The organism is Lysinibacillus canaveralius, assembly GCF_047301505.1.
In the GTDB taxonomy this organism is placed as follows: Bacteria; Bacillota; Bacilli; order Bacillales_A; family Planococcaceae; genus Lysinibacillus_B.
Genome location: NZ_CP154840.1, coordinates 3,523,449 through 3,548,932, shown reverse-complemented (window position 1 = coordinate 3,548,932; position 25,484 = coordinate 3,523,449). Strand labels below are relative to the sequence as shown.

The window sequence follows — 25,484 nt, the reverse complement described above, 5'->3', positions numbered from 1 at the left end:
GATAATAGGATTTTTAGAATAAGGAGAATGTTTGAATGAAGTTTTTTGTAGATGATGATCATTGGGATATAACGGGCTATGCAGAGGAGCTCAAAAAATTATTGCCTCGATTTAATCAAGAGACAGCGGGCTTTTTAAAAAGCCATTCATTTCATGATGGGAAGGTTATTTCGCTGACGGTGTTAAATCAAGAAAATGGGAAAACAAAGGACCCTACGACAGTAAAAATGGTGATTGAGCAGTATGAAGAGGGAGGAGGGACATATGAAATTCAATGGGTAAATGTTCGGAAGTTTTTTATGGACTATGATATCACTCGAAATGTCTACGGAAACAAACCCCATGAAATTGTTTTTGGCGGCAGGAGAGGGCTTGATGAGTGGGGATACGATGAAATTCTTCCGTTGAGTAAAAAGAAATTACAGCATGAAATTCTTTTATTTTCCCAAACGACAATCATCATCCACTGCTCGACTATTAAAATTAGAAAAATAAAAGCGTAAACGACATTGTTTACTAACAGAGTGGAAAATAACAATAATATTATTTCACTAATAGGATTGTAAAGCTATATAGAAAACGAACGTCACAGATTGAAAAAAATCCTTTCCAAAAAAGGAAATCTACTTGTTACAATATAAGAAATAATGGAAGTAATAGAAGGGGGTGAGCGTATGGTTTCTTCGAAGGATGTGGCGAAATATGCGGGGGTTTCGCAAACGACGGTGTCACGGGTATTAAATACGCCGGAGCTTGTAAAAAAGCCGACGTTAGAAAAGGTTTTAAAAGCGATCGAAGCGTTAAATTATGTACCGGATGCGAATGCCAGGTCGCTCGTACAGCAAAAGACAAAAACCATTGCCTTGTTATCCGGACCGCTGCATAACCCGTTTTTTGTGGACACAACAACAGCCATTGTGAATTATGCGACGGAAAAAGGGTATAAAGTAAATGTCCAGTTTGTGAACGATGAAAACTTAACAGAAGCGTATGCGACGGCAATCGGCACAAAGGTAGACGGCATTATTTTGTCGTGTATTTTGTATGATGACCCAATTTTCAATCGTCTGCAGGAGATGAATATTCCGTTTATTACATATAACCGCAAGCATCGAAATAACGAGCAGTTTGTAGAAATCGATAATTTCGAGGCGGGGTATTTATCGGCAAAGCATGTCATCGAGCAGCAGCATACGAAGCTCAGCTGGGTAGGGGGGCCGCTGACTGTCAGCACGTTTAAGCATCGGTACGAAGGGTTTCTGAAAGCTTGTGAGGATCATCAAATTGAGCTTTCGGATGATTATATTTTGCAGACGGATACATCCAAAAAGGGCTGTGAGGATGCGTTGGCCGCGCTGCTGGAGCTGGAGGAAAAACCAACTGCTATCTGCACGGGATCGGATTCGATTGCCTTGAATATTTTAGATCATGCAACACAGATTGGGGCCGCTGTACCGGATGACATCAGTATTGTCGGTATTGATAATGTGGAGCTGAGCCAGCATGGACGAATTCAATTAACGACAATCGGCAGTATCTCGGAGCATAACCTGGGGCTGCTCGCCATTGAGCGATTGATTGAATTGATAGAAAATAAAAAAAACTCTTGCATCAACATTACGGAGTCTGTTAAAGTTTTTTCAAGAAGTACGACAAAAAAGATAAAACGGCGATGAGCCTGTTTTATTTCATTAAAAATGAATACGTAACCATTTCTAACGTAGTTCAGCAATAAAGGAATAGTAGGTTGTGTTGATTATCTAAATATCAGCAGCAGGTAAGGAGCTTATTTTTCGGGTAAAACCTTATCAAATAGCTTTTGCTAGTTGATTGTAGTGAAGGCAGCGAGACTCCTACGGGAATAGCAATGTTTTCTCTGCGACGAAAACAAAGTGACAGTCGCATGAGCCGAAGACCCCGCAGGAGTTTAAAAAAATAAAGGAACGCCACATCCTGTGGCAACGCCTTTATGACCAACATCATGTTGGCCTGAGGAGGCTGAGGTCATGCCCGGGGAAAGCGAGCCTGCTGTAGCGGAAAGCAACAAGCTTGCTGAGCAGGCACAAAAAACCTCCAATTAGTGAAAAGCAGGGGTTATCTGATTGGAGAGTGCTTGTTCTCTAAAATGACTACGTATTCATATTGCTGAATAGTAGTTCGTACGACTAGCATCACACAAAGTTGATTGGGGGAAATCAAATGTTATGGAAAGATCGTAAATATGGGGAAGAATCCCCCCATATTCCGGCAGGACCATTCAAAATCCGTATTCCATTCATTCATTATCGCTTTGAATGGCCGGATTATGTACAAGGGTTATTAATGTGTGCGGTTGATTTATCGGCCATTCCGTTATTAACAGCATTGCTTGGTATGCCGTTTGAAGTAGCGTTAGCGATTATCGTATTAAACGGATTATTTTATTTACTGCACCATTTACTAGGTGATCCGGTCGTACCGGGCTGGATTACACCGGCCATTCCGCTCATCATTTTATATTGTGAGCAGTTCCCGCAAGGACCGGAAAGGGTGCATTCACTCATAGCCTTCCAGCTGACGCTTGGTATTTTAAGCCTTGTTTTAGGTGCTACCGGGCTGGCATCGCGTGTCGTGAGTTTAATCCCGCCCGCATTAAAAACGGGCGTTATTATGGGAGCCGGTTTGGCAGCGGTTATTTCTGTCTTCCAGGTAGGGGGACGCTTTGAGATGTTCCCATGGACAATTTCCATCGCGATTGGTATTGGGTTTTATCTATTATTCTCGAAACATTTCACACAGTTCCAAAAGCGCAACGTATTTTGGGGCACGATTGCAAAGCTCGGTATTTTCCCGGTCATCATTATTGCCGTTGTCATTGCACCATTATTCGGTGAAGCACCATGGCCGAAAATTGAATGGGGCTTCTCATCTCCGGACTTTATTACCCTATGGAATGAGTACACGGTATTCGGTTTAGGCCTGCCTCCTTTTATGATGTTTGTGACAGCGCTTCCAACAGTGCTGGCAGCCTATATTGTATTATTCGGTGATGTATTGCAAAACAAGGTGTTAGTAGAAGATGGTTCGGCAGCTCGTCCGGATGAAAAAATCGAGTATTTGCCAAGCCGCGCACACTTAATCTTTGGTATGCGTAACAGCTTCATGAGTATTTTAGGTCCTGACGTCACAATGTGCGGACCGAACTGGACAGCTATGCAGGTCGTTATGATCGAGCGCTACAAAAAAGGGCGCAAGGCAATGGATTCATTCTTTGGCGGTATCGGTTCATTCCGCTGGGGGACAAATACAGGTTTATTACTATTGCCGATTGTTAGTTTAGTAGAACCGATTTTAGGTGTCGCACTTGCTCTTACGCTATTGATCCAGGGGTATGTAAGTGTGAAAGTAGGTATTTTGGAAGCACGCAGTCAAACAGATCTAGGTATTGGCGGTATTATCGCAGCCGTACTTTGCATTAAAGGGGCGGCATGGGGCTTCGCGGTAGGAATTGTGCTTTGCCTATTAATCTATGGCCGTGATTTCTTCCGCGGTGAAGTAGATAATACTTTTGTGAAAGACCAACGAAACAATCCGTATTCAACAATTGAAAAGCAGGAGGGATAAGCTTTATGCAAAAGCAATTTTATCTGAATGGTGAATGGGTAGAAGGACAAGGCTTTACTGAATTATATTCTCCCCATACAAAAGAAGTATTAGCTCAAATCCCGCAGGCAACGGAGGAGCAGGTAAAACAGGCAATTGATATGGCGGAGGCGGCGCGTCCAGCCATGGCTGGTTTAACAGCGCTTGAGCGTGCAGAGATTTTAGAGCACCTCGCACAGCTATTCAAGGATAACCGGCAGCGTGCAGCTGAAATCATTTCATTGGAAGGTGCCAAGCCGATCAAGTTTGCGCTCGCTGAAATTGACCGGACGATTGAGACGTATAAATTTGCGGCTGAGGAAGCAAAGCGATTAACAGGTGAAATGATTCCGATGGATGCAGCAAAAGGCGGAGCAGGCCGCTTTGGCTACACAATCACGCAGCCGATCGGTGTCATCGGCGCGATTACACCGTTCAATTTCCCGCAAAATTTAGTCGCACATAAAGTGGGGCCGGCGATTGCAGCGGGGAATACGATTGTGTTAAAACCGGCTTCCCAAACACCGTTATCGGCCTTGTTTTTAGCCGAGCTGATTGCGCAAACAAACTTGCCAAAAGGTGCATTTAACGTCGTCACAGGAAGCGGCCGTGTAGTGGGTGATGCGCTTGTCACAAGCGATAAAGTGAAGATGATTACATTTACGGGCAGTCCGGCAGTAGGGATCGGTATCCGTAATAAGGCAGGCCTCAAGCGAGTTGCATTAGAGCTTGGCTCAAATGCGGGACTGATTATTGACCGCGGCACAAATATCGATGACATCGTGGCAAAATGCGTAGTCGGTGCCTTCTCCAATCAGGGGCAGGTGTGTATTTCGATCCAGCGTATTTATGTGATGGAAGAGGTCGCGGATGAGTTTATCGAGAAATTTGTCGCGGCAACACAGAAGCTGAAGGTCGGTAACCCGCTTCATATGGAAACGGATATTGCTTCGATGATTCATGCAGATGAGCAAGTACGTGCGCAGCAGTGGGTAGAGGAAGCTGCAGCAAAAGGAGCGGAAGTCTTAACAGGCGGCTCGATTGCAGATGGGGTATTCGCACCGACCATCTTGCACAATGTAGAATCGCATGCGAAGGTAAGCTGTCAGGAAGTGTTCGCACCGATTGTGAGCGTGAATCGCATCAGCTCTATTGAAGAAGGAATTCAGGCAATCAATGATTCAACTTACGGTCTGCAGGCAGGGATTTTCACTAAGGATATCCAGACAGCATTTGCAGCATCTAAAAAACTTGAAGTTGGCGGTGTCATCATTAATGATATCCCGACATATCGTGTAGACCAAATGCCGTACGGCGGCGTAAAGGAAAGCGGAACAGGCAAAGAAGGACTGAAATACGCCATCCATGAAATGGTCGAATCAAAATTAATCGTCTGGAATCAAGCGTAAGGAGGAACTACAATGGCAGAAAAAATTACTTTTGCCCCGATTAGCTATACTGGCTGGGGCTCACTGGCGCATTTGGCTGGTGAAGTGCAGCGCTTTGGCGCAAAGAAAGTATTGGTTGTAACCGATCCATTTTTAAAGGGTTTAGGCTTAACGGATAAGGTAGAAAAACCGCTGGCAGAAATCGGTGTGACGACGGAGCTTTATACAGAGGTAGTACCAGAACCGCCGCTTGCTGTTGGTGAAAAATTGGTCGCCTATACACGGGACCATGCATTTGATTTAGTGATTGGTCTAGGCGGCGGCAGTGCGCTGGATTTAGCGAAGCTCGCTGGCGTGCTTGCTGTACACGAAGGAAAAGTTGCTGATTATTTGAATTTAACAGGGTCGAAGCAAGTATCGAAAAAAGGCTTGCCGACGATTTTGATTACGACAACATCCGGTACAGGCTCGGAAATCACGAATATTTCCGTGCTGTCACTTGAAACGACAAAGGATGTCGTGACGCATGATTATCTGCTGGCGGATGTTGCGATTGTTGATCCGGAACTAACGATTTCACTGCCGCCAAAAGTAACGGCTGCAACAGGTGTAGATGCGCTGACACATGCGGTCGAAGCATATATTTCAAAAAATGCGAGCCCTGTATCGGATGCGCTGGCACTTCAGGCGATTCGCCTGATCAGCAACTCCCTTCGCACAGCGGTGTTCGAAGGAGAAAACAAGCAGGCGCGTACGGATATGAGCTATGGCAGTTATTTAGCGGGTCTTGCGTTCTTCAATGCCGGAGTAGCAGGTGTACATGCACTGGCTTATCCGCTTGGCGGTCAGTTCCATATCGCACACGGGGATTCAAACGCCGTACTGCTTCCATACGTGATGGGCTATATCCGCAGCAGCTGTGAAAAACGCATGAAGGATATTTATGACGCAATGGGCTTCAGCTCTGCGAACCTCTCGCAAGAGGAAGCTTCCTATAAATGTGTAGCGGAGCTGAAGCGTTTAGTGGAGGATGTCAACATTCCGTCTACATTGAAAGGCTTCGATATTACAGAGGATGCACTGGAAGGTCTGACAAATGACGCGGTGGAGCAAAAGCGTATTTTAGCCCGCAGTCCGCTTCCATTGTTGAAAGAGGATATTTTCAAAATCTACAAAGCTGCCTATGACGGTGTGATTGTAGAGCATTAAGCTATTGGCAGGTAAAACGTTCTCCGACTGCTCAATGAACGAAAAGAAATCTGCTAATGGATGAAAAAATGAACGCCTGCTCGTTGAAGATTTTCAACTTGCGGGCGTTTGTTTTTTGAGGAGTTACAAAAAGCGCATTCCGCCTCTTCATGTAGCTTTAAATCAAAACTTTTTCATGCTCATTGCTGCTGCCCTTCTCAAAAATAGGAGAAGTAAACAGAGTGTAAACAATATGTTATGTTTATCAAATTATCACCATATGCATGGTTTTCTCTTCTATTATAGAGAGAAGGAGGGATATCATGTTGAAGGTATTTCAGGAAAGGCTTGAAAAGCATCGGATGATCGCTGCAATCAAGGAGCCAAAAGCGCTTGAAAAGGCGATCAAATATAAACAAAACTTGAGTGCGGTGATCCTGATGACAGGCAATATTTTAACGGTGCATCAGTATGTAAAGCTGCTGCATGATGAAGGGCTGCCGGTTATTTTGCATGTGGAGAAGATTGGCGGGCTGCAGCTGGATCAATACGGTATCGATTTCCTCTATAATATAGTAAAGCCGTTTGCGATTGTGACGACGAAATCGAATGTCATTAAAAAGGCAAAGCAGAAGAAAATGTTTGTCATTCAGCGTGTCTTTTTGATTGATACGGAAGTTTATTGTCAATTGGAGCAATCGGTCAATGATTCTGCGGCGGATATTATCGAAATTATGCCGTGCAGGGCACCGGATTTTATCAAGAAACTTTCGCTTGTTACGGATAAGCCTTTACTAACGGGCGGGCTGCTGAATACGGAAAAGGATGCGATTGAGGCCCTGCAAAACGGGGCAGCAGCGGTAACAACATCCAATACCGAGCTATGGAAAAATAGTATTCACAATTACAACACAATTAATTAATATGCTGTCAATGCTGGATTAACATTTTGTCTTTATAGTAGTAAGTGAGAAGTAAATAGACTCAGGCGCTGATAAGAGAGGCCGCAATTTGTCGTGTAAAGCTGTACATGACTTTTTGCGGCCTCTTTTTGTGATGCCTAAGAGACTTGGGAGGAGATTGGATGAGGGCTTTAACAAAGTTTTTGCTGGTGTGTGTATGCGTGGTTGTATTGGCTGCATGTAAAGATTCGGAAGGTGGTTCTGCAGGGACTGATGCTGCAGCATCAGGCGAAAAGGTAAAAATCGAATACTGGCATGTCAATGCGGAAACCCAAGGCGGAAAAACAGTAGAAGAGCTGGTGGAAGAATTCAATGCACAAAGTGACACAGTAGAAGTAGTGGCTAAGTTTAATCCGGATATGTATAAAGGGTTAATGCAAAATCTGCAAGCGGAAGCAGCAGCCGGCAATGCTCCGGCAGTCGTGCAGATCGGCTGGGCATTTTTGGATTATTTCTCCAATAACTTTTCCTATGTAGAGCCGCAGTCAATTATTGATCAGCATTTTGAGGAAGATAAAACATTTTTGACAGATCATTTCTTACCGAATGTTATGGACCTTGCGAAAAATAGCGAAGGTTCCCAGGTAGGAATTCCATATTCGTTAAGCAACCCGGTATTATACATTAACCGTGATTTGCTGCGTGAGGCCGGCTTGGATGAAAATGGTCCGAAAACGTGGCAGGAAGTACAAGAGTTCTCGGAAGTGATTAAAGAGGAAACAGGCAAATACGGCTTCTATTTACAAGAACCGGCGGATAACTGGGCAACACAGGCTTTACTGGAAAGCAACGGTGCCCAAATGATCAAGGATGGCAAAGCAACGTTTGCGTCCGCGGAAGGAATCGAGGCGTATTCATTATGGGCGGACATGATCGTGAAGGAAGAGACAGCGCTGCATATCGGCTGGGATCAAGGGATTCAAAGCTTTATCGATGGCAACGTGGCGATGCTTTATACAACGATTGCACAGCGTTCAAATGTACAAAATAACGCACAATTTGATGTAGCAACAGTGAAATCGCCGGCTTGGGAAGGAAAAGAAGTCAAGCTGCCTGCCGGTGGGGCAATGCTGGCCGTTACGGCGCAAGAGGAGGAGCAGCAAAAGGCTGCCTGGGAATTCATGAAGTTCTTGTATAGTGTAGAATCGGTTGCGAAATGGACGGAAGGCACAGGGTATGTACCGCCGCGTGAAGGGGTAGCGGATGCGGAAAATGGTCTGAAGCAATTCCTGGAGGAAAATGAAATGATGCAGGCAGCGGTAGACCAAATGGATGTGATCGTACCTTGGACTTCATTCCCGGGGGATGCAGGCTTGCAGGCCGAGCAGCTGTTATTGGATGTCCGTGATCAAATTTTAGGCGGTACCATTACCGTTGAAGAAGGGCTGACGACAACGCAGGAAGCGATTAATAAATTATTGGAATAACCCTCTTATATCGGTGGGTATGAGCTGCCCGCCGATGTTTTATCCGGTGAAAGTGGTGAGATAATGAGTGCTTTGACAGCATCCTTGAAAAAAATATCGGCGAATAAACAGGCATGGTTTGCCTATGGTATGCTTCTTCCTTCTGTGGTCATCATGGCCGTATTTATGTTCTGGCCATTTCTTTACACGATTTATTTAAGCTTTTTTGATTGGAATATGATCAAGCCCACAAAGGAGTTTGTAGGCCTGCAAAATTATATCAATGTGTTGAAGGATCCTATTACTTATAAGGTGTTTTGGAATTCGGCTGTGTATATTTTTATTTTGCTTGTAATCAACTTTACTGTCCCGTATATTTTTGCGTTCATTCTCGATTTTGTGATTGGAAAGATGAATGGCTTTTATAAAAGTGCGTTCTTCTTGCCGGCCTTTATTTCATTGGTGGTAGGGTCGATTTTATTTACGTGGATTTTGAATCCCATTTCTGGTCCTGTCGCGATTGTGATGGGCTGGTTCGGGCTTGAAATGCCGATTTGGAGCAAGCTGGACGGCTGGGTTATATTTGTTCTTTCCCTTATTACATCGTGGAAGATTTTCGGCTATAACTTTATTTTGCTCTATGCATCTATTAACGGAATTTCCAGGGAAATTATCGAGGCGGCACGACTGGACAATGTGCCATTATGGAAAATCTTCTTCCACATCGTTGTCCCGATGAGCAGCGCTACAGGTATTTACATTTTCATTATTACGATTGTGCAGGGGCTTCAGTTTGCGTTTACACCGATCAAGGTCATTACACAGGGCGGTCCTAACTATGCGAGCTCCAATGTCATTTATCATGCTTACCATGAAGCGTTTGTATTGTACCGGACAGGCCATTCAGCCGCCTTGTCGATTTTAACGATGGTGATCTTTGTAATTTTGCTGATTCTGGAATTCAAATATGTAGAGAGAGGTATTTACTATGAAAATAAGTAAAAAAGTATCGGTACCTTGGCATATTGTTTTTCTGATCACGATTTTCCTATTGATTTTCCCGATTTTTTTTGCGGTCGGCTCATCGTTTAAAACATTACAGGATGCTTATAACAACCCATTGTCGCTTTTTTCTCTTAACCCGACATTGGAAAACTATCAAACCTTTTTTGACAGCCTGCCGGCACTGCAAATTACGTTGAATACATTCCTTATTGCGTCGGTAGTTACGATCTTCAAGGTAGTGACATCCTTCCTAGCTGCATATGCCTTTGTATATTTTATCTTTAAAGGCAAAAATACATTGTATTTCATCTTGATCAGTACGATTTTCCTGCCGTTTACCGTAACGATGATTCCCAATTATTTGATTATCTCGAATCTGGGGCTGAGCGATTCGTTATGGGGTGTTGTTTTGCCGCAGCTGGCCGATGCAATGGGGATTTTTTTATTAACACAGGCGCTGCGAACGATTCCTGTATCGCTCATTGAGGTAGCGAGGCTCGATGATATGAGTCATTGGCAAATTATGAAGGATATCGTGCTGCCTCTTGCAAGACCGGCAGTCACGTCGACAAGTATTTGGTTTTTCATTACGGCATGGAATGAATATGTATGGCCCGTGCTGATTTTAAAAAGCACGGAAAACTTTACGCTTCCACTGGCACTGCAAATGTATATCAGTTCAGAGGGCGGTACGAACTTTACGGTAGCGATGGCTGTATCAGTGATCACCATGATTATTCCACTCGCCTTATATTTGATGTTCCAGCGCTATATTATCGGAACATTTACTTCATCCGGGATTAAATAGGAGGAGCGGTCATGAAAGAAATACGTTTTGAAAACGTGAAAAAAAGCTATGGAAATACAGAAGTTGTGAAAGAATTGGATTTCACGATTCATGAAGGGGAGCGTTTGATTTTACTTGGTCCATCAGGATGCGGTAAGTCAACGACACTCCGTATGATTGCAGGGCTTGAAAATATTTCATCAGGCAATCTATACATGGGCGGCAAATTAGTGAATGAGGTGCCAAGCGGGAAACGTGAAGTGGCGATGGTGTTTCAAAACTACGCGCTTTATCCCCATATGACGGTCAAACAGAATATCGTGTATGCGCTTCGGATGAAGAAGGTGCCCAAAAAGGAAATAGCCGCCCGCCTGGAGGATGCATTAACGATGCTGCAGCTAAGAGGACTGGAGGACCGTTTGCCAAAGGACTTATCGGGAGGACAGCGGCAGCGTGTCGCATTGGCACGAGCGGTCGTAAAACAGGCGGATTTCTTCCTGCTTGATGAACCCCTTTCGAATTTAGATGCACAGCTTCGTGTTTCTGCCAGAAAGGAATTAGTCAAGATTCATGAAAAGTATAAGCAAACAATTGTTTATGTGACACATGATCAAATTGAAGCGATGACAGTAGGTGACCGTATCGCGCTGTTAAATGAAGGTGTCCTTCAAATGATCGACACGCCTGAAAATGTCTATCATCGGCCGGCTAATATTTTCACGGCGAAATTTATCGGTGCACCTCCGACGAATATTTTGGAGATGGTCTATTATGACGGACACATTCAATTTGGGCTTCAGAAAATGGCTATTCCTGATGGATGGGTGGAACAGATCCAAAAGGCAAAGTCCTCGGAGATGGTTTTCGGTATCCGGCCGGAGCATGTGGAAATAATGAAAGAGCCTCGGGAAAATGTGATGTTTGCCACTGTGAAATCGGTTGAAAATTTAGGAGCGGAGTATGCGGTTTATCTAGACTTCCATAACGAAGAAGTAATTGTATTGAGTTCCGAAAAAGAGTGGCACGCGGGAGAGCAGGTGTACATTCGTCCAAATGTTCAGCATATGCATATCTTTGATAAGGCAACGACTAATTCTATCGGCTATCCAGAAAAAATGGTGAGTAGAGTACCTGTATTCAATTAAACAACATGGAGGAATTCACGATGAAGATTTGTTATTCGGATTTAGTGCTTATTACAAATGAGATAGTTGAAAATGTGAAAAAGCTTATCCAGCATGGGGCTGATGTAGTGGAGCTTTTAATGGATGGCGATAAATGGGATGAGATGGAGGCATTGTTCCCGGCTTTAACCGAGCAGTTACTTGCTTTGGATGTAGCATATACCGTGCATCCCCCGGCATGGGACATAAATTTGACGAGCGAAAATAAAGCGATTCGTGAAGCATCGTTTCTGGAATATAAAAAGGCCATTGAATTTGCGGGCAGGATTCAGGCATACCATGTCGTCATTCACCCCGGTTTTTGCTTTGCTCCGCCATTTGATAAGGAATTAGGAAAGCGCCGGGCAAAAATGTATATCCAGCAGCTATGTGAAATCGCAAAGCCGTTGAACGTAACATTGGCGATTGAAAATGTGGGGTATAACGGAACGTCTTTATTTACGCAGGAAGAATATGAGCATTTTTTAGGTGATGTGGATAGCAGTGCAAAATATTTACTGGATATCGGCCATGCCAATTTGAACGGATGGGACATAGCTGCTGTGATTTATCATGTGAAGGACCGCTTGGCGGGACTGCATGTACATGATAATGACGGCCATGGGGACCAGCATTTACCGATAGGGGAAGGAACGGTCGAGTGGGCTTCTATTTTTGAAGTGCTGCGAACGGAACAAATCGTTTGTGAGCTTGTGTTAGAATACGCCCCCGGCACAGATTTGAGTTTGCTGCAAAAAGGGAAAGAGCGGTTAGTAAATGAGCTTTCCACTACCCAAAAGGCAGGGCATATCAGTGAATACGGCGCTGTTTGATGCATTCTGCTTTGACCTGGATGGAACGGTTTATGTGAGTGATACAGTGCTGCCGCATGTACTGGACACGATGTCAAAGCTCAGAAAAGCAAATAAAAAGGTGCTGTTCATTTCCAATTCACCGACGCAGTCAAGAGCAAGTGCTGCCGGGAAATTACGTAACTTTGGGATTGATGTTCAGGAACAGGAAGTGTTAACAGCCGCGTATTTAGCGGCTAAATTCATGTCTGAAAATGATCGTGCAAGTACTGCATTTATTGTAGGCGAAGGGGCGCTGCATGAGGAGTTTGAGAATTTCGGGTTGGCACAGACGACAGATCCATTTGAATCAACGCATGTTGTAGTAGGCCTGGACCGCCAATTTACGTATCAAAAATTGAACGATGCGATGCTCGCTCTCCGTAACGGTGCAAAGCTGATCGTGACGAATCCAGATCCAGCCTGCCCTATTCCGGGCGGACTGCAGGCGGATACGATGTCTATTGCAAAGGCGATAGAAACAGCAGCGGAGACGAAAATCGAGACGATGATCGGCAAGCCGACCGCCTATTTCGCCCATGCGATGCTGGAGCTATTAAACGTGCCGGCAAAGAGCAGCTTAATAATAGGTGATCGGCTTGAGACGGATATTTTGCTTGGGAAAACAGTAGGAATGCCTACTTGTCTCGTATTAACGGGTGCTGCAACAATCCAGCATGTTGAACAATCAGCCTATAAGCCGGATTATATTATTTCGAATTTGAGCGAGTTAATTTTCTAGCTCTATACTGCATGCCATCGTCAATCTGCTGCCTGGATTGATGGTGGCTTTTATTAATTTTAATGATAGAAGGGGGAATTGTTATATAATGGTTTTGGAGTATTTGTTTTAGGGTTAATAGGGAATGGGAGAAAATCAAAAAACAAGGGGGAGTTATGTGGGTCAGGCTAGTGGTTCAAGTATTTATAATATTACGAGTTTTGGGGCAATAGGTGATGGACAAACGGTGAATACGGGGATGATTGCAGAGGCGGTCAGCGCATGCTTTGCTGCCGGCGGAGGAACCGTCTATGTACCTGCTGGTGAATTTTTGACGGGATCCATTACGTTGAAAAGCAATGTTCATCTCTATTTAGAAGCAGGGGCTGTTTTGTCATTTACAAATGATATAGATGAATACCGGGTCGTGGAGTCGCGGTGGGAAGGGGTATTACGGCAAGTGTATGCCTCTTGTATTTATGCGGAGGATGCCGAAAATATTGCCATTACCGGACATGGTACGCTGCAGGGGAACGGTGCATTTTGGTGGGAGGCTTTCCGTAAGGAGGCACTTTCTTATCCGAGGCCGAAACTAGTTAGTTTTGATCATTGCCGGCACGTACAGATTTCGGGTATAAAATTGCTGAATTCGCCGAGCTGGACGGTGCATCCGGTGTGCTGTGAAAATGTGACGATCCACGGGCTGACGATTATTAACCCGGCGGACTCGCCGAATACGGACGGGATTAACCCGGAGTCCTGCAGAAATGTACGGATCTCTGACAGCCATATTGATGTCGGGGATGATTGCATCGCCATCAAGGCAGGAACCGAGGATACAGCGGAGCATATCCCATGCGAAAATATAACGATTACGAACTGTACCATGATCCATGGGCACGGAGGCGTCGTTTTAGGAAGCGAAATGAGCGGAAGCATTCGAAATGTGACCATTTCGAATTGTGTATTTGAAGGAACGGATAGAGGGATCCGCTTCAAATCAAGACGGGGACGCGGAGGGGTCATTGAGGACATCCGGGTAAACAATATCGTGATGAAAGGGGTTATTTGCCCGTTCATCTTAAATTTGTATTATTATTTTGGACCGCGCGGAATGGATTCCTTCGTATCGGATAAAAATCCTCACCCGGTCACGGATGAAACACCGATCTTTAGACGCATTCATTTTTCGAATATAACAGCACACGATGTCAGTGCAGCAGCTGGCTTTTTATACGGGTTAGCTGAAATGTATGTGGAGGATATTACATTTGCCCATGTAGATGTTTCGATGGCAGAACATGCAGAGGCAGCGCTGCCGGCCATGATGGCAGAGCTTGAACCAATGAAGCAGCGCGGGTTTTATTGCTCGAATGTACGTGATATCCGATTCGATCACGTAACAGTGAGCAATCATGAGGGGCCGGCATTTTATGTGGAAAATGGCGAAGATGTGGAAATCGTGTCTTGCCGTTCGAAAAACCCTGTGAAGAAAGAAGAGGAGCTTGCTGTCTTTGAACAGGTCATAAATAAAAACTACTAAAAAATAGCTGCACAGATACGGAGGGGGAAAAGTGATTGATAAAAGAAGGGCAGTCTTTTGCTGTTTCATACTGCTGGTAATTGCTTTAACTCTGCTAGGCTGCTCATATGAAAAACCCTCCTCTGGACATACAGAGAAAAAGGAAAAAGTAAAGCTGACATTTTGGTTTGATAATGCAGGAGTGCATCGGACAGCGGTATGGGAAGAGCTGATCGAGATGTTTGAGAAAGAACATCCGAATATCGATATAGAGTATGAAGGGTTTTTAAAGGATTCGGCCAAAGCAAAATTCGATGCTGCCATAGCGATTGGCGAAGTGCCGGATGTGGCGAGTATTTATACAAGCTGGCTGCCGGAATACACGAGCAGAGATGCATTATTACCTTTGGATGCCTATTTTAATAGCTGGAGCGAAAAGGAGAAGATCAACCCTGATACGATCGCCTTCAATCGAAGCATTACGAACGACAGGAATGTATACGGCATCCCGTATACGCAAAATTTGGATGTTTTTTGGGTGCGAGCCGACTGGCTGAAAAATGCGAATTTAAAGACACCCGAAACATGGGATGAGTTTTTTTATACAGTGGAAAAGCTGACTAATAAAGAGAGAAATCAATACGGCTATAGTATACGGGGCGGGGCAGGTTCTTCCTTTCAATTACAGCGGCTGATGTATGCGTACTCAGGGATTTCGGAGTACATGGTAGATGGTAAAAGTACAATCAATGATCCGCTGCATGTTGAGTTTGTAAAAAAATATTTTGCATTATATCAAAACAATACGCCCATCAGTGATATTACAAATGATTATCCAAACATGCTGATGGGATTTGATAATAGCACCGTCGGGATGATCCAGCATAATATCGGCTCCTTTGCAGAGCACAGTGAATCGCTGGCGCCGGATCAATTCACCGTCATTCCGTTACCGAAGTCTATTAATGGGCACTATGTCGTGGAAGATGGCAATACGATGGATATCAGCATTTTTAAGCAAAGCAAGCATCCGGACGAAGCATGGACATTTTTATCCTTTTTAGCATCCCAAAAAGCACAAAGCTATTGGAATAAAGAGGTTGGCCAAATCCCTACACATCAGGAAGTATTCAAGGAAGAATGGGCAATAAATGCACCGCATCTTCAGACAGCTCTGCAAGTTTATAACGATCCGCAAACAAAGTTTTATAAACCGCCGTTTTTTGTAACAGAGTACAATACCATTCGTATGACAATCGTAGAACCGGGCATACAGGAAGTATTGAGCGGAACAAAAACGGTAGAAGCGTTTTTAGAGGAGTGGGCCGCTACGATCGAAGAGACGTACCGGCGTCATGAAGAATATACGGCGAATGCCAAGATACAATAATAGTAAAAAACATCCCTCGAGGAGCTGCCTGGAAAGCTGAAACTTTCCGGGCGGCTCTTCTTTTTTATCAATAGATTTGCCTCACATATGATAGAAGCTGAATGTATTGCCTTTATAGCTAACGTTGTATTAGTGCGAGCAGGCTTTGGCAAAATGTTTTATACAATATAGAGTCGTATTTTGTTAGTTTTTGAGCGAATTCACATCATTGAGTGAATAATCTTAAAATTTATAAAGAAAATCTTAAAATTTTGAATATTTTAAGAAACCGTTTTCATTTAGAATAAATCCAGAAGGGAGGAAATGAGATGAGTTATTCCCAAGAAGTAAACGAACCTGCAGTAAGAGTAAAAAAGACGGCAGATAAGAAAAAATTCAATAAGAAAAAATTAATTCCTTATCTTTTCATTCTGCCATCATTCCTTTTTATTATGAGTTTCCTTTTTTATCCTATAGCCATGGTGTTTTATTATAGCGTGCAGCATTACGATATTTCAGCACCATACTATAACCGATTTGCCGGATTAGAAAACTTCGTTCAAATATTTACACAAGATAAATTGTTTTTCCCAAGCTTGTTGAATAGTTTGAAATGGGTTGTCACTGAAGTAGGGTTACAGTTAGTTTTCGGTATGATTTTAGCTCTATTGCTGAATCAAACATTTAAATTCAGAGGGGCAGTTCGTGCGATTGCCTTTGTACCATGGGCCATTTCCGGTGTGTTGGCCTCTGTTATGTGGTCGCTGATGTACAACGAACATATGGGTGTGCTGAATGATCTATTGATGAAAGTAGGACTGATCGATGAGCCTATGGCGTTTTTGGCCAGTACATCAACAGCATTCGGTGCAGTAGTTATTGCGGAGCTGTGGAGAGGGATTCCATTCTTTGCGATTACTTTACTTGCCGGGCTTCAAAGTATTCCGAATGAATTGTATGAGGCAGCTAGAGTAGACGGGGCAAACAGATGGAAGTCCTTCATTTACGTGACGCTGCCGCAATTAAAAAATACGATTGTGCTGACTACGTTATTAAGGGTTGTATGGGAATTCAACAACGTCGATCTATTATTTAACTTAACAGGCGGCGGACCTGCCCACTCGACAACAACCTTGACGATGTACATTGCGGAGCTGGCAGTACACGGAAGTAACTTCGGCTATGGAGCCGCCCTTACAGTTATTTCATTTGGTATTTTGCTAATATTCGCCATTCTTTATTTGAAGCTCTCTCGTTATGAAAAGGAGTGATTTCTAGATGTTTTCAAAAAATAAAAAGGTAGATAGATTATTAACATTTTATCTGCCGTTAACGATGATGTTAAGCTTCACCATTTTTCCGATCTACTGGACATTGAACACGGCATTTAAGCCTGAAGGGGACATTATGCAGAGGCCGCTGCAGTATCTTCCGGTCAATCCTACAACAGAAAACTTCGTAACGGCTTGGAGCAATGTGGGATTTGCGGTCTTCATGAAAAACAGTTTAATCGTCGGTCTTTCGACGGTAGTGGTCGTGCTGATCTGTTCGACTTTGTCCGGCTATGCACTGGCAAGGTTTGACTTTAAAGGGAAGAGAAGCTTCTTGTTAATGCTGTTATGTACGCAGTTTATTCCAAGGTCGATGATGATCATTCCGTTGTTCATAATCTTTAAAAATCTTGGTTTGATCAGTAGTCCATTGGCATTAATCATTACGTATACAGCTATTGAAATTCCGTTTACAACCATTCTGATGAGCGGATTCATTAAAAATGTACCAAAAGAGCTGGAAGAGGCTGCACTGATCGACGGATGTACGAAATTGCAGGCACTGCGCTTTATCGTATTCCCGCTTCTATTGCCGGGGATTGTGGCAACAGCGGTCTTCACGTTCATTTATACGTGGAATGAGTTTTTAATCGCATTGATGTTAACGAACCAGCAAAGTCGATTTACCCTTCCGGTAGGACTCAGTACGATGATGGGTGAATTTAACGTGAACTACGGTGCGTTAGCGGCAGGAAGTATAATCGCTTTAATTCCGGCGGTTTTATTATTCGCCTATGCACAGAAGCATTTAGTCAATGGTATGGGTGGAGCAGTAAAAGGTTAAGCAGATACAAAGGGGGAGAAGGTTATGTTCAAAAAGAAGTGGAAATCGTCAGTTTTATTGGGGGCACTGACGGCGGGGATGATTTTAGCGGGATGCAGCGATGATGAGAAGGTAGCTACTTCGACAGAGGGGGCAAGCCCGAGTTCGGATGAACCGGCGACAATTACGTTTTGGGATGAAAATGCAGGGCCGCAGCGAACACCAATCTGGGAAGAGCTGATTAAACGATTCGAAGATGAAAATCCAAACATAGATGTTGAGTATGTTGGACTTCCGAAAGATTCCGCGAAATCGAAACTGGATGCTGCGATTGCTGCAGATGATATGCCGGATGTAGGATCTGTACAAACAAGCTGGCTGCCGGAGTTTTCCATCCGCGATGCATTATTGCCGCTGGATGATTACTGGGCAGATTCAGAGCTGAATGGGTTAATCAACCAAGGTGCGCTTGATTTTAATAAAGAAATCGTGCAGGGAAATGGCCTGTATGGGATTCCTTATACACAAAACCTGGATATTCTTTGGGTTCGCCCGGATTGGTTTGAAGAAGCAGGCGTAAAGATTCCGGAAACATGGGATGAGTTTTTCGCAGCTGCTGAGCAAATGACAGACAAAGCAAACGGCCGCTACGGTTACACAATCCGCGGTGGTGCGGGCGGTTCATTCCAGCTGCAGCGTTTAATGTTTGCTTACAATGGCTTTGAGGATTATGTAACGGAAGATGGAAAGTCTACGATTAATGATCCGAAAAATGTAGAGTTCGTAGAAAAGTACCTTTCAATGTACGAAAAATTTACACCAAAAAGTGATATTACAAACGGTTACAAAGAGATGATTGCTGGTTTTGACACAGGTGTTATAGCGATGGTGCATCACAATATCGGTTCTTACGGCGAGCATAATAAAGCTTTAGAGGAAAATCAATTCCAAGCGATTCCATTACCTAAAACTGCAGATGGCAAATATGTAGCAGAAGGTGGAAACACAATCGGACTATCCATTTTCAAAACAACGGAAAATCCTGATGCTGCATGGAAATTTGTGGAATTCATTAACTCTGCAGAAAGCCAAAGCTACTGGAATGAGCAGGTAGGGCAGATTCCTACAAATGCAGATGTTATTAAAGAGGATTGGGTGAAAAATTCACCGCATATTCAAATAGCCTTTGATGTATATGACGATCCAAATACAATTTTATACAAGCCGCCATTCTACTTGCCGGATTATCGTTCAATTTTAGATAACCTTGTTGATTCTGGTACGCAATCTGTTATGAGCGGAAAATCAACAGCACAGGAATTCCTGGATGAATGGGCAAAAGCAATCGAGGATTCACAGAAGCAGTACTCTGAGCATTTCGGTAAATAACATGTTAGGGAGTGTCGATCAGCCTTGTTTGACACTCCTTTTTATTTCATGCAAAAAAACTAAAGGAGCAGGGAGAACATGACAAATATATCTAAAAAAATCGGTGTGCATACACCACTCGAAATGGCGGAAAGAGCATGTCAAGCCATTATGGAAACCTACACACCAAGCGAGCTGCCGCCGGCTAACTCGTTTCATTATCACCAAGGAGTATTTTTATATGGAATGTTAAGAGTGTGGCAGGAAACGGGGAAGGAAGAATACTTTCAATATATGAAAGACTATATTGACAGCCTCATCGATGCTGAAGGGAATTTATACTTTGCACGGGATGAGCTGGATTCGGTGCAGGCGGGAATCCTCCTGTTCCCATTATACGAAGTAACGAAAGATGCCCGGTATATGGTTGCGGCAAAAAAACTGCGTCACTTACTGCACACGATTAATAAAACAACAGAAGGAGGCTTTTGGCATAAGGACAAATATCCGTACCAAATGTGGCTGGATGGCTTATTCATGGCAGGCCCTTTCATGCTGATGTATGGCGAGCATTTCCACGAAGCCGATTTAGAGCTGGTTGTATTGCGGCAGGAACAGCTGATGCGAAAGCATATGAAAGATCCGAACACAGGGCTTCTGTTCCATGCATGGGATGAAAAACGAGCACAGCCGTGGGCAAATACAGAAACAGGCTGCTCACCTGAGTTCTGGGGACGTTCTGTCGGCTGGTACGGGACAGCACTGATCGATATTCTGGAAGCACTTGGCGACAAAAAGCGGGGGCAGGAAGACATTATCCAAGCATTACAGGATGTAGTTCCAGCAATCATTTCTTACCAGGATGAACAGACCGGTTTATGGTATCAAATCGTAGATAAGGGCGACCGCCGGGATAATTGGCTGGAATCTTCCTGCTCAGCACTATTCTTATATACAATCGCAAAAGCATTGAAGCATGGGTTAGTAGATGAAGCCCACTATGCGGTAGTCGAGAAAGCATATGAAGGCCTGCTGGAATACATGGTGGATGCGGATGAGGAAACATTCACATTAAAAGGGATTTGTATCGGTACTTCTGCCGGCGTATACGATTATTATGTAGGCAGACCAACATCAGAAAACGATCTTCATGGCATGGGAGCATTCATTTTGGCAAGCATGGCACTGCATGATCTACAAAAGAAAGACGCATAGAGGACAGCTCGGTTTGCCGTAAAAGCCGCAGTAAAATATGGCATATGAAAGGCCCCTTGCAGGGAATATATAATACGGCTGGCGTAAATGCTGCTGAAAAAACGTAATAGATAAGAATTTCGAATAGGATCTTTCCGGAAACAGGGGAGATTTTATTCGAATTTTTTATTTTACGAAAATAGCAGTTCGCTGTAAAAAAAATATTTTAGAGGTTCAAAAGGAAGAAGGAAGTGTCTGAAAGGGCGTTTTGAAGCGCTTCTATTGCTAGGTGAAGCCCCTGCCCTGTCCGCCGTAGAATAGGCAGTTAAGTGCATATTTTGTTGAAGGCGCTCAATATTTGTATGAAATGTTATTTACCGTATAAATAGAATCGGTTATTGTTTAATTAATAGAAATATTTAAAATATTGATAAGGAGGGGGATATTAATTAAAAATAAAATAATAGATTTTATTCAGAAATACTTTCTTTACTCTTTTAAATCGACCATTAATACGCTGTATTTGCCGATTGTGATCATTTGTATTTTTATAACGGGGTTAGTATCTTCCAGGCTTGCCACTGCTCAAATTGAAGAAAACGCATACAAAAATATTACGGATACAATCTTCCAGACCAAAAATTATTTAGACTATACGTTATCGGATGTCTTTTCGCAGCTTGTTTCTTTATCATATGATTCCAGAGTGATGGGGTTATTGGCGAAAGAACGGGAGGAGATTGTCCCGGAGGATTACATTCCGCTACATAAAAATCTGCAAATTATTTATTCGCGCTATAATACGATTCTAGAGTCGGTGCTCATCGATCTAAATGAAGGGGATTTCCTACTTTACAATAGTGAGTACAATAGCAATCCACATATTGACTATGAAGAGTATTTTACGAACTATGATGAGAGCAGCGAGAATTTCTATTGGCTGAATATTCACCGAAACAGGGTTTTTAATCAAGAAGGAAATGTGTTGTCCACGTATAAATTACTGACGCTTAATAATGCATCTGCAAAAGGAATCATATTATTTAATTTACGGGAAGATTTCTTCGAAGGCATTTTGAATCGGTCATTAATCGGAGAAAACGGCTATTTAACACTAATCAGCCCCGATGGCAATTACGAATCGAAAGAGCTTGGCAGCCAGTATCAGCTAAACAAGGATACGCTCCATAAATTACAAAACACAGCAAGTGAAAACGGGCGGTTTACGTATGAAAATGAAATCAATAAAAAGATGATCGTCGTCTATGACACAATCAAAACGAATAATTGGAAAATCGCTGCAGTCGTTCCAGAGGAAGAATTGCTGAGCAAAATCAATTATATAAAGCATTTCACGATTGCTCTTATGGTGATTATGATTGTACTGGTCGTGATCCTGACGAATATTGTCATCAAATTGATCTCTAAACCTTTTGATCGATTGGCCAAACAAATGGGCACAGTCAATGAAAACCATCTTGTCCTGGAAGAAGAAATGTCAGGCCCGAAGGAAATGAAGGTTCTTCACAACGGGTTTACGGATTTAATGGATCGAATTCACCTTTTAATGGATCAAATCCGTCTAGAGCAGGAAGAGAAACGGCGGTTGGAATTTGCGATTATGCAGTCACAAATCAATCCGCATTTCCTTTACAATACGCTTTATTCTATAAAAGGTTTATGTGATATGGGGCTTACGAAAGATGCGAGTCAAATGATTACAGCTCTTTCTAACTTTTTCCGCATCGGAATCAGTAAAGGCAGTGAAGTCATCTCGATAGAAGAAGAGATTGAACATATCCAAAACTATCTGTATATTCAGGAAATGAGATATGGTGATGATTTTTCCTATGAGATTGATGTCATGCCAGATATACTTTCTTATCCAATCGTAAAATTATCCTTACAGCCGTTAATTGAAAATGCGATTTATCATGGGGTGAAACAAAAGCGCGGCCAAGGAAAAATACTAATCAAGGGGTATGCAGACGGTGACGTGATTCACCTGCAGGTAGCTGACAATGGAAATGGCATCAGTAAGGAAAAATTACAGGTTATTTTGAACGAGCTGGCATCTATGTATGAAGAAAAGAATCATATAATCGGCATCGGTCTAAAAAGCGTAAATGAACGAATTAAAATTCAATTTGGCAGGGAGTACGGACTGACAATTGCAAGTGAAGAAGGGGTAGGCACAACTAGTAGTATCAGCATTCCAAAGCAACAAGGGGGTTGAATGAGGATGTACAAAGTAATTGTCGTTGAGGATGATAAAATTATCCGCCGGGGTATTTGCCAGGCCATTCCATGGGAGCAAAATGGTTTTGTAATCGCCGGAGAAGCAAGTGATGGGGAACTTGCCTTAGAGTTAATTGAAAGAGAGCAGCCGCACGTTGTCATATCAGATATTAATATGCCTTTTTTAAACGGTTTGGATATGGTGAGGCAGCTGAAGGACAAAACACCGGATACACGTTTTATTTTTTTGACAGGTTATGAGGATTTTACGTATGCACAGCAGGCGATCCAGCTAAAGGCATTTGATTATTTGCTGAAGCCGGTGGATACATCTGCGCTGCTGCAAAAAGTGAAGGATGCCGCAGCTGAATGGGAAGAAGCGTCGGAGAAAGAAAAAAAGATTACTAGCTCAATGCCCATCTTGCAGCAGAAGTTTTTCAGGAAAATAGAAAACGGTGATGCCCAATTGGACACTGAAAAGGAATTAGCCGACTTAGGCATCGAGCTTGAAGGAGCATTCTATTCATGCTTACTTGTCAATTACGCCTATGTCAGCGAATCCCATAGTCTTTCTTTAAAGGAAAAGCTTATAGATGCAGCGTCTCTGTATTTTGGCGAAGGAAAATCGCATGTGCTAAATGCAGCGGATAATGAATATGCGGTTCTGCTATCCTTTGATGAAGGGGACATACAGAAAAACCAATTTGCTGAAACCTTATTTAATCAGCTGATCAGTAACGAGGTCATCACCATGACAATAGGCAGGACATATCCAAATCTTTTTGAGGTGAGCCATGCCTATATTGAGGCAAGAATGGCGATGGATATGAGACATATTATGGGGACAGGTAAGCTGTTTTCCATAGAGGACACTGTCACAAAAAGCGAAAAAGCCGGCAGTCAATTTCAAAGTTTAGAAAACAAGGTTGCGGAACAGATCAAGCAGGGTGTGCCCGAAAAGGTGCAGGAGACATTAAATCAGTTCATAGAGTCAGTAGTGGAAAATAAAAATATTTCCTTAGCAGATTTAAAGGTTTTTACGCTTAAGTATATGACAATGCTGTTTTTTGAAATCGAGAAATGGAACAAGGAAGAGATCAAAAGCTTCAATTCCTCGGCAGTTTTTAAAGAAGTAATGGAAATGGATACATTGACCGATATGATGAGCATCATTCAGCGGCTGATTCAGCAATGGTCCGAGCTCATGTACCAAAAAGAAGACACCGACTATAAAAGCCATGTTGATCTTGCCATTCAATATATGAAAGAGAATTACGGAGACAGCAATTTGACGCTGCAAAAGGTAGCAAAGCTCATTCATGTAAGTACACCGTATTTGAGCAACCTGTTCAAGCTGGAGAAGGGATTCAATTTTGGTGATTATTTATTGGAGTTACGAATGAAAAAAGCGATGGAACTGCTGCGTTTGGAAAACCTGAAAAACTATGAGGTGGCTGAAGAGGTAGGCTACAGCAATCCGCAATATTTCAGTATTTGCTTTAAGAAATATACGAGCTGCACACCAGCCGAATATAGGAAAAAGTTTAAATGAAAAAGACACTGGATGAGGGCAAATAGCCCTCATTTTTTTATAGTATAAAAATTTAAGAAAAGCGTTTGATATTTTAAGGACTTGCCAGGGTCAAATTGTAAACCCTTACATCCTTTTATATAATCGATGTGTAAGAATTATCAAAAAATAGTGATTTATTCGACAAAGGTATGTACAAGGAGATGCTGGTTTTCGGCATTACATAAGGGGGCAATTGTTGATGGAAACACGTTATGCAAATCATCCAGAGGAAATAAAACGTTATAACACGGACGAATTAAGGGAGCACTTCCTAGTGGAAACACTATTTGAACCAGGGAAGGTTCATCTTACTTATACACATGTGGACCGCATGATTTTTGGCGGTGTGACACCTGCAGAAGAAACATTAACGATTAAGCTTGATAAGGAATTGGGCGTGAGTTATTTCCTAGAGCGCCGTGAATTAGGAATTATTAATATCGGCGGAGACGGTGTTGTTGTTCTCGATGGGGAAGAATACGACATGGTGCGCCAAGACGGGCTGTATGTTGGGCGAGGAACGAAAGAGGTGCTGTTCCGTTCGAAAGATCCTGAGCAACCGGCGAAGTTTTATATTAATTCGACACCGGCCCACCATACGTATCCAACTGTGAAAATTGATATTCGCAGCATTAAGCCGCTTGAAGCAGGTGAGCCGGAAAAGCTGAACGTACGGAAAATTTACCAATATGTGCATCCGAATGTTTGTGAGAGCTGCCAGCTGCAAATGGGCTTGACGATGCTTTCACAAGGAAGCGTCTGGAACACGATGCCTTGTCATACACATGAACGCCGTATGGAAGTATATTTGTATTTTGATATGGCTCCGGATACACGTGTATTCCACTTTATGGGCCAGCCGGATGAGACAAGACACCTGATTATGAAAAACGAGCAGGCAGTAATATCGCCAAGCTGGTCCATCCATACAGGAACGGCAACGAGTAACTATACATTTATCTGGGGTATGTGCGGCGAAAATATTACGTACGACGACATGGACCACGTGAAGATGGAAGATCTGCGGTAGTAAA

21 protein-coding genes are annotated in these 25,484 nt (G+C 43.1%); all 21 read left to right on the top strand.

What is annotated here, in order from left to right:
* Window positions 1-35: 35 nt before the first annotated feature.
* The 21 genes from AA0Y26_RS17940 to kduI all read left to right on the top strand — a co-directional run bounded on the left by AA0Y26_RS17940 (window position 36) and on the right by kduI (window position 25,480).
* Window positions 36-503, top strand: a complete 468-nt coding sequence (locus tag AA0Y26_RS17940) for a hypothetical protein (protein WP_413363405.1) — start codon at window positions 36-38, stop codon at window positions 501-503.
* Window positions 504-674: 171 nt separating this feature from the next.
* On the top strand, window positions 675-1,676 hold the full coding sequence (locus AA0Y26_RS17935; RefSeq protein WP_413363404.1) for a LacI family DNA-binding transcriptional regulator: 1,002 nt from the start codon (window positions 675-677) through the stop codon (window positions 1,674-1,676).
* Window positions 1,677-2,199: 523 nt separating this feature from the next.
* Window positions 2,200-3,603, top strand: coding sequence for a hypothetical protein (locus AA0Y26_RS17930; RefSeq protein ID WP_413363403.1), 1,404 nt, complete (start codon window positions 2,200-2,202; stop codon window positions 3,601-3,603).
* A gap of 5 nt (window positions 3,604-3,608) precedes the next feature.
* Window positions 3,609-5,030: an aldehyde dehydrogenase family protein gene (locus AA0Y26_RS17925; protein ID WP_413363402.1), complete on the top strand. Its 1,422-nt coding sequence runs from the start codon at window positions 3,609-3,611 to the stop codon at window positions 5,028-5,030.
* 12 nt (window positions 5,031-5,042) lie between these two features.
* Entirely contained in the window at window positions 5,043-6,218 is a 1,176-nt protein-coding gene (locus AA0Y26_RS17920) for an iron-containing alcohol dehydrogenase (RefSeq protein ID WP_413363401.1), read from the top strand.
* A gap of 302 nt (window positions 6,219-6,520) precedes the next feature.
* Window positions 6,521-7,120, top strand: a complete 600-nt coding sequence (locus tag AA0Y26_RS17915; protein ID WP_413363400.1) for a glycerol-3-phosphate responsive antiterminator — start codon at window positions 6,521-6,523, stop codon at window positions 7,118-7,120.
* Window positions 7,121-7,281: 161 nt separating this feature from the next.
* Window positions 7,282-8,586, top strand: coding sequence for an ABC transporter substrate-binding protein (locus AA0Y26_RS17910; protein ID WP_413363399.1), 1,305 nt, complete (start codon window positions 7,282-7,284; stop codon window positions 8,584-8,586).
* Between the two features lie 63 nt (window positions 8,587-8,649).
* A complete protein-coding gene (locus tag AA0Y26_RS17905; RefSeq protein WP_413363398.1) occupies window positions 8,650-9,567 on the top strand; it encodes a carbohydrate ABC transporter permease in 918 nt (305 codons plus the stop codon).
* On the top strand, window positions 9,554-10,378 hold the full coding sequence (locus AA0Y26_RS17900; RefSeq protein WP_413363397.1) for a carbohydrate ABC transporter permease: 825 nt from the start codon (window positions 9,554-9,556) through the stop codon (window positions 10,376-10,378). Before AA0Y26_RS17905 ends, AA0Y26_RS17900 begins: the two co-directional genes overlap by 14 nt.
* A gap of 11 nt (window positions 10,379-10,389) precedes the next feature.
* On the top strand, window positions 10,390-11,502 hold the full coding sequence (locus AA0Y26_RS17895; protein ID WP_413363396.1) for an ABC transporter ATP-binding protein: 1,113 nt from the start codon (window positions 10,390-10,392) through the stop codon (window positions 11,500-11,502).
* Window positions 11,503-11,522: 20 nt separating this feature from the next.
* A complete protein-coding gene (locus tag AA0Y26_RS17890) occupies window positions 11,523-12,353 on the top strand; it encodes a sugar phosphate isomerase/epimerase family protein (RefSeq protein WP_413363395.1) in 831 nt (276 codons plus the stop codon).
* Window positions 12,334-13,113: an HAD-IIA family hydrolase gene (locus tag AA0Y26_RS17885; protein ID WP_413363394.1), complete on the top strand. Its 780-nt coding sequence runs from the start codon at window positions 12,334-12,336 to the stop codon at window positions 13,111-13,113. Before AA0Y26_RS17890 ends, AA0Y26_RS17885 begins: the two co-directional genes overlap by 20 nt.
* Window positions 13,114-13,270: 157 nt before the next feature.
* Window positions 13,271-14,635, top strand: a complete 1,365-nt coding sequence (locus AA0Y26_RS17880; protein WP_413363393.1) for a glycoside hydrolase family 28 protein — start codon at window positions 13,271-13,273, stop codon at window positions 14,633-14,635.
* Between the two features lie 31 nt (window positions 14,636-14,666).
* A complete protein-coding gene (locus AA0Y26_RS17875) occupies window positions 14,667-16,004 on the top strand; it encodes an extracellular solute-binding protein (RefSeq protein ID WP_413363392.1) in 1,338 nt (445 codons plus the stop codon).
* Between the two features lie 308 nt (window positions 16,005-16,312).
* Complete coding sequence (locus AA0Y26_RS17870; protein WP_413363391.1) at window positions 16,313-17,254, top strand: carbohydrate ABC transporter permease; 942 nt, start codon at window positions 16,313-16,315, stop codon at window positions 17,252-17,254.
* 7 nt (window positions 17,255-17,261) lie between these two features.
* Window positions 17,262-18,098 (top strand): carbohydrate ABC transporter permease, encoded by an 837-nt coding sequence (locus AA0Y26_RS17865; RefSeq protein ID WP_413363390.1) that lies wholly within the window; start codon window positions 17,262-17,264, stop codon window positions 18,096-18,098.
* Window positions 18,099-18,122: 24 nt separating this feature from the next.
* Window positions 18,123-19,466, top strand: a complete 1,344-nt coding sequence (locus tag AA0Y26_RS17860; RefSeq protein WP_413363389.1) for an ABC transporter substrate-binding protein — start codon at window positions 18,123-18,125, stop codon at window positions 19,464-19,466.
* Window positions 19,467-19,553: 87 nt separating this feature from the next.
* Entirely contained in the window at window positions 19,554-20,660 is a 1,107-nt protein-coding gene (locus AA0Y26_RS17855) for a glycoside hydrolase family 88/105 protein (protein WP_413368292.1), read from the top strand.
* Between the two features lie 511 nt (window positions 20,661-21,171).
* Window positions 21,172-22,875: a sensor histidine kinase gene (locus AA0Y26_RS17850; protein ID WP_413368290.1), complete on the top strand. Its 1,704-nt coding sequence runs from the start codon at window positions 21,172-21,174 to the stop codon at window positions 22,873-22,875.
* A 6-nt stretch (window positions 22,876-22,881) separates the two neighbouring features.
* Entirely contained in the window at window positions 22,882-24,429 is a 1,548-nt protein-coding gene (locus tag AA0Y26_RS17845) for a response regulator (RefSeq protein WP_413363388.1), read from the top strand.
* Between the two features lie 220 nt (window positions 24,430-24,649).
* On the top strand, window positions 24,650-25,480 hold the full coding sequence (gene kduI / locus AA0Y26_RS17840; protein WP_413363387.1) for a 5-dehydro-4-deoxy-D-glucuronate isomerase: 831 nt from the start codon (window positions 24,650-24,652) through the stop codon (window positions 25,478-25,480).
* Window positions 25,481-25,484 lie beyond the last annotated feature (4 nt).

Bases quoted from the DNA above. Each gene is read 5' to 3' on its own strand.
- AA0Y26_RS17940 (WP_413363405.1), top strand. From the start codon at position 36: ATGAAGTTTTTTGTAGATGATGATCATTGGGATATAACGGGCTATGCA.
- AA0Y26_RS17935 (WP_413363404.1), top strand. From the start codon at position 675: ATGGTTTCTTCGAAGGATGTGGCGAAATATGCGGGGGTTTCGCAAACG.
- AA0Y26_RS17930 (WP_413363403.1), top strand. From the start codon at position 2,200: ATGTTATGGAAAGATCGTAAATATGGGGAAGAATCCCCCCATATTCCG.
- AA0Y26_RS17925 (WP_413363402.1), top strand. From the start codon at position 3,609: ATGCAAAAGCAATTTTATCTGAATGGTGAATGGGTAGAAGGACAAGGC.
- AA0Y26_RS17920 (WP_413363401.1), top strand. From the start codon at position 5,043: ATGGCAGAAAAAATTACTTTTGCCCCGATTAGCTATACTGGCTGGGGC.
- AA0Y26_RS17915 (WP_413363400.1), top strand. From the start codon at position 6,521: ATGTTGAAGGTATTTCAGGAAAGGCTTGAAAAGCATCGGATGATCGCT.
- AA0Y26_RS17910 (WP_413363399.1), top strand. From the start codon at position 7,282: ATGAGGGCTTTAACAAAGTTTTTGCTGGTGTGTGTATGCGTGGTTGTA.
- AA0Y26_RS17905 (WP_413363398.1), top strand. From the start codon at position 8,650: ATGAGTGCTTTGACAGCATCCTTGAAAAAAATATCGGCGAATAAACAG.
- AA0Y26_RS17900 (WP_413363397.1), top strand. From the start codon at position 9,554: ATGAAAATAAGTAAAAAAGTATCGGTACCTTGGCATATTGTTTTTCTG.
- AA0Y26_RS17895 (WP_413363396.1), top strand. From the start codon at position 10,390: ATGAAAGAAATACGTTTTGAAAACGTGAAAAAAAGCTATGGAAATACA.
- AA0Y26_RS17890 (WP_413363395.1), top strand. From the start codon at position 11,523: ATGAAGATTTGTTATTCGGATTTAGTGCTTATTACAAATGAGATAGTT.
- AA0Y26_RS17870 (WP_413363391.1), top strand. From the start codon at position 16,313: ATGAGTTATTCCCAAGAAGTAAACGAACCTGCAGTAAGAGTAAAAAAG.
- AA0Y26_RS17865 (WP_413363390.1), top strand. From the start codon at position 17,262: ATGTTTTCAAAAAATAAAAAGGTAGATAGATTATTAACATTTTATCTG.
- AA0Y26_RS17860 (WP_413363389.1), top strand. From the start codon at position 18,123: ATGTTCAAAAAGAAGTGGAAATCGTCAGTTTTATTGGGGGCACTGACG.
- AA0Y26_RS17845 (WP_413363388.1), top strand. From the start codon at position 22,882: ATGTACAAAGTAATTGTCGTTGAGGATGATAAAATTATCCGCCGGGGT.
- kduI (WP_413363387.1), top strand. From the start codon at position 24,650: ATGGAAACACGTTATGCAAATCATCCAGAGGAAATAAAACGTTATAAC.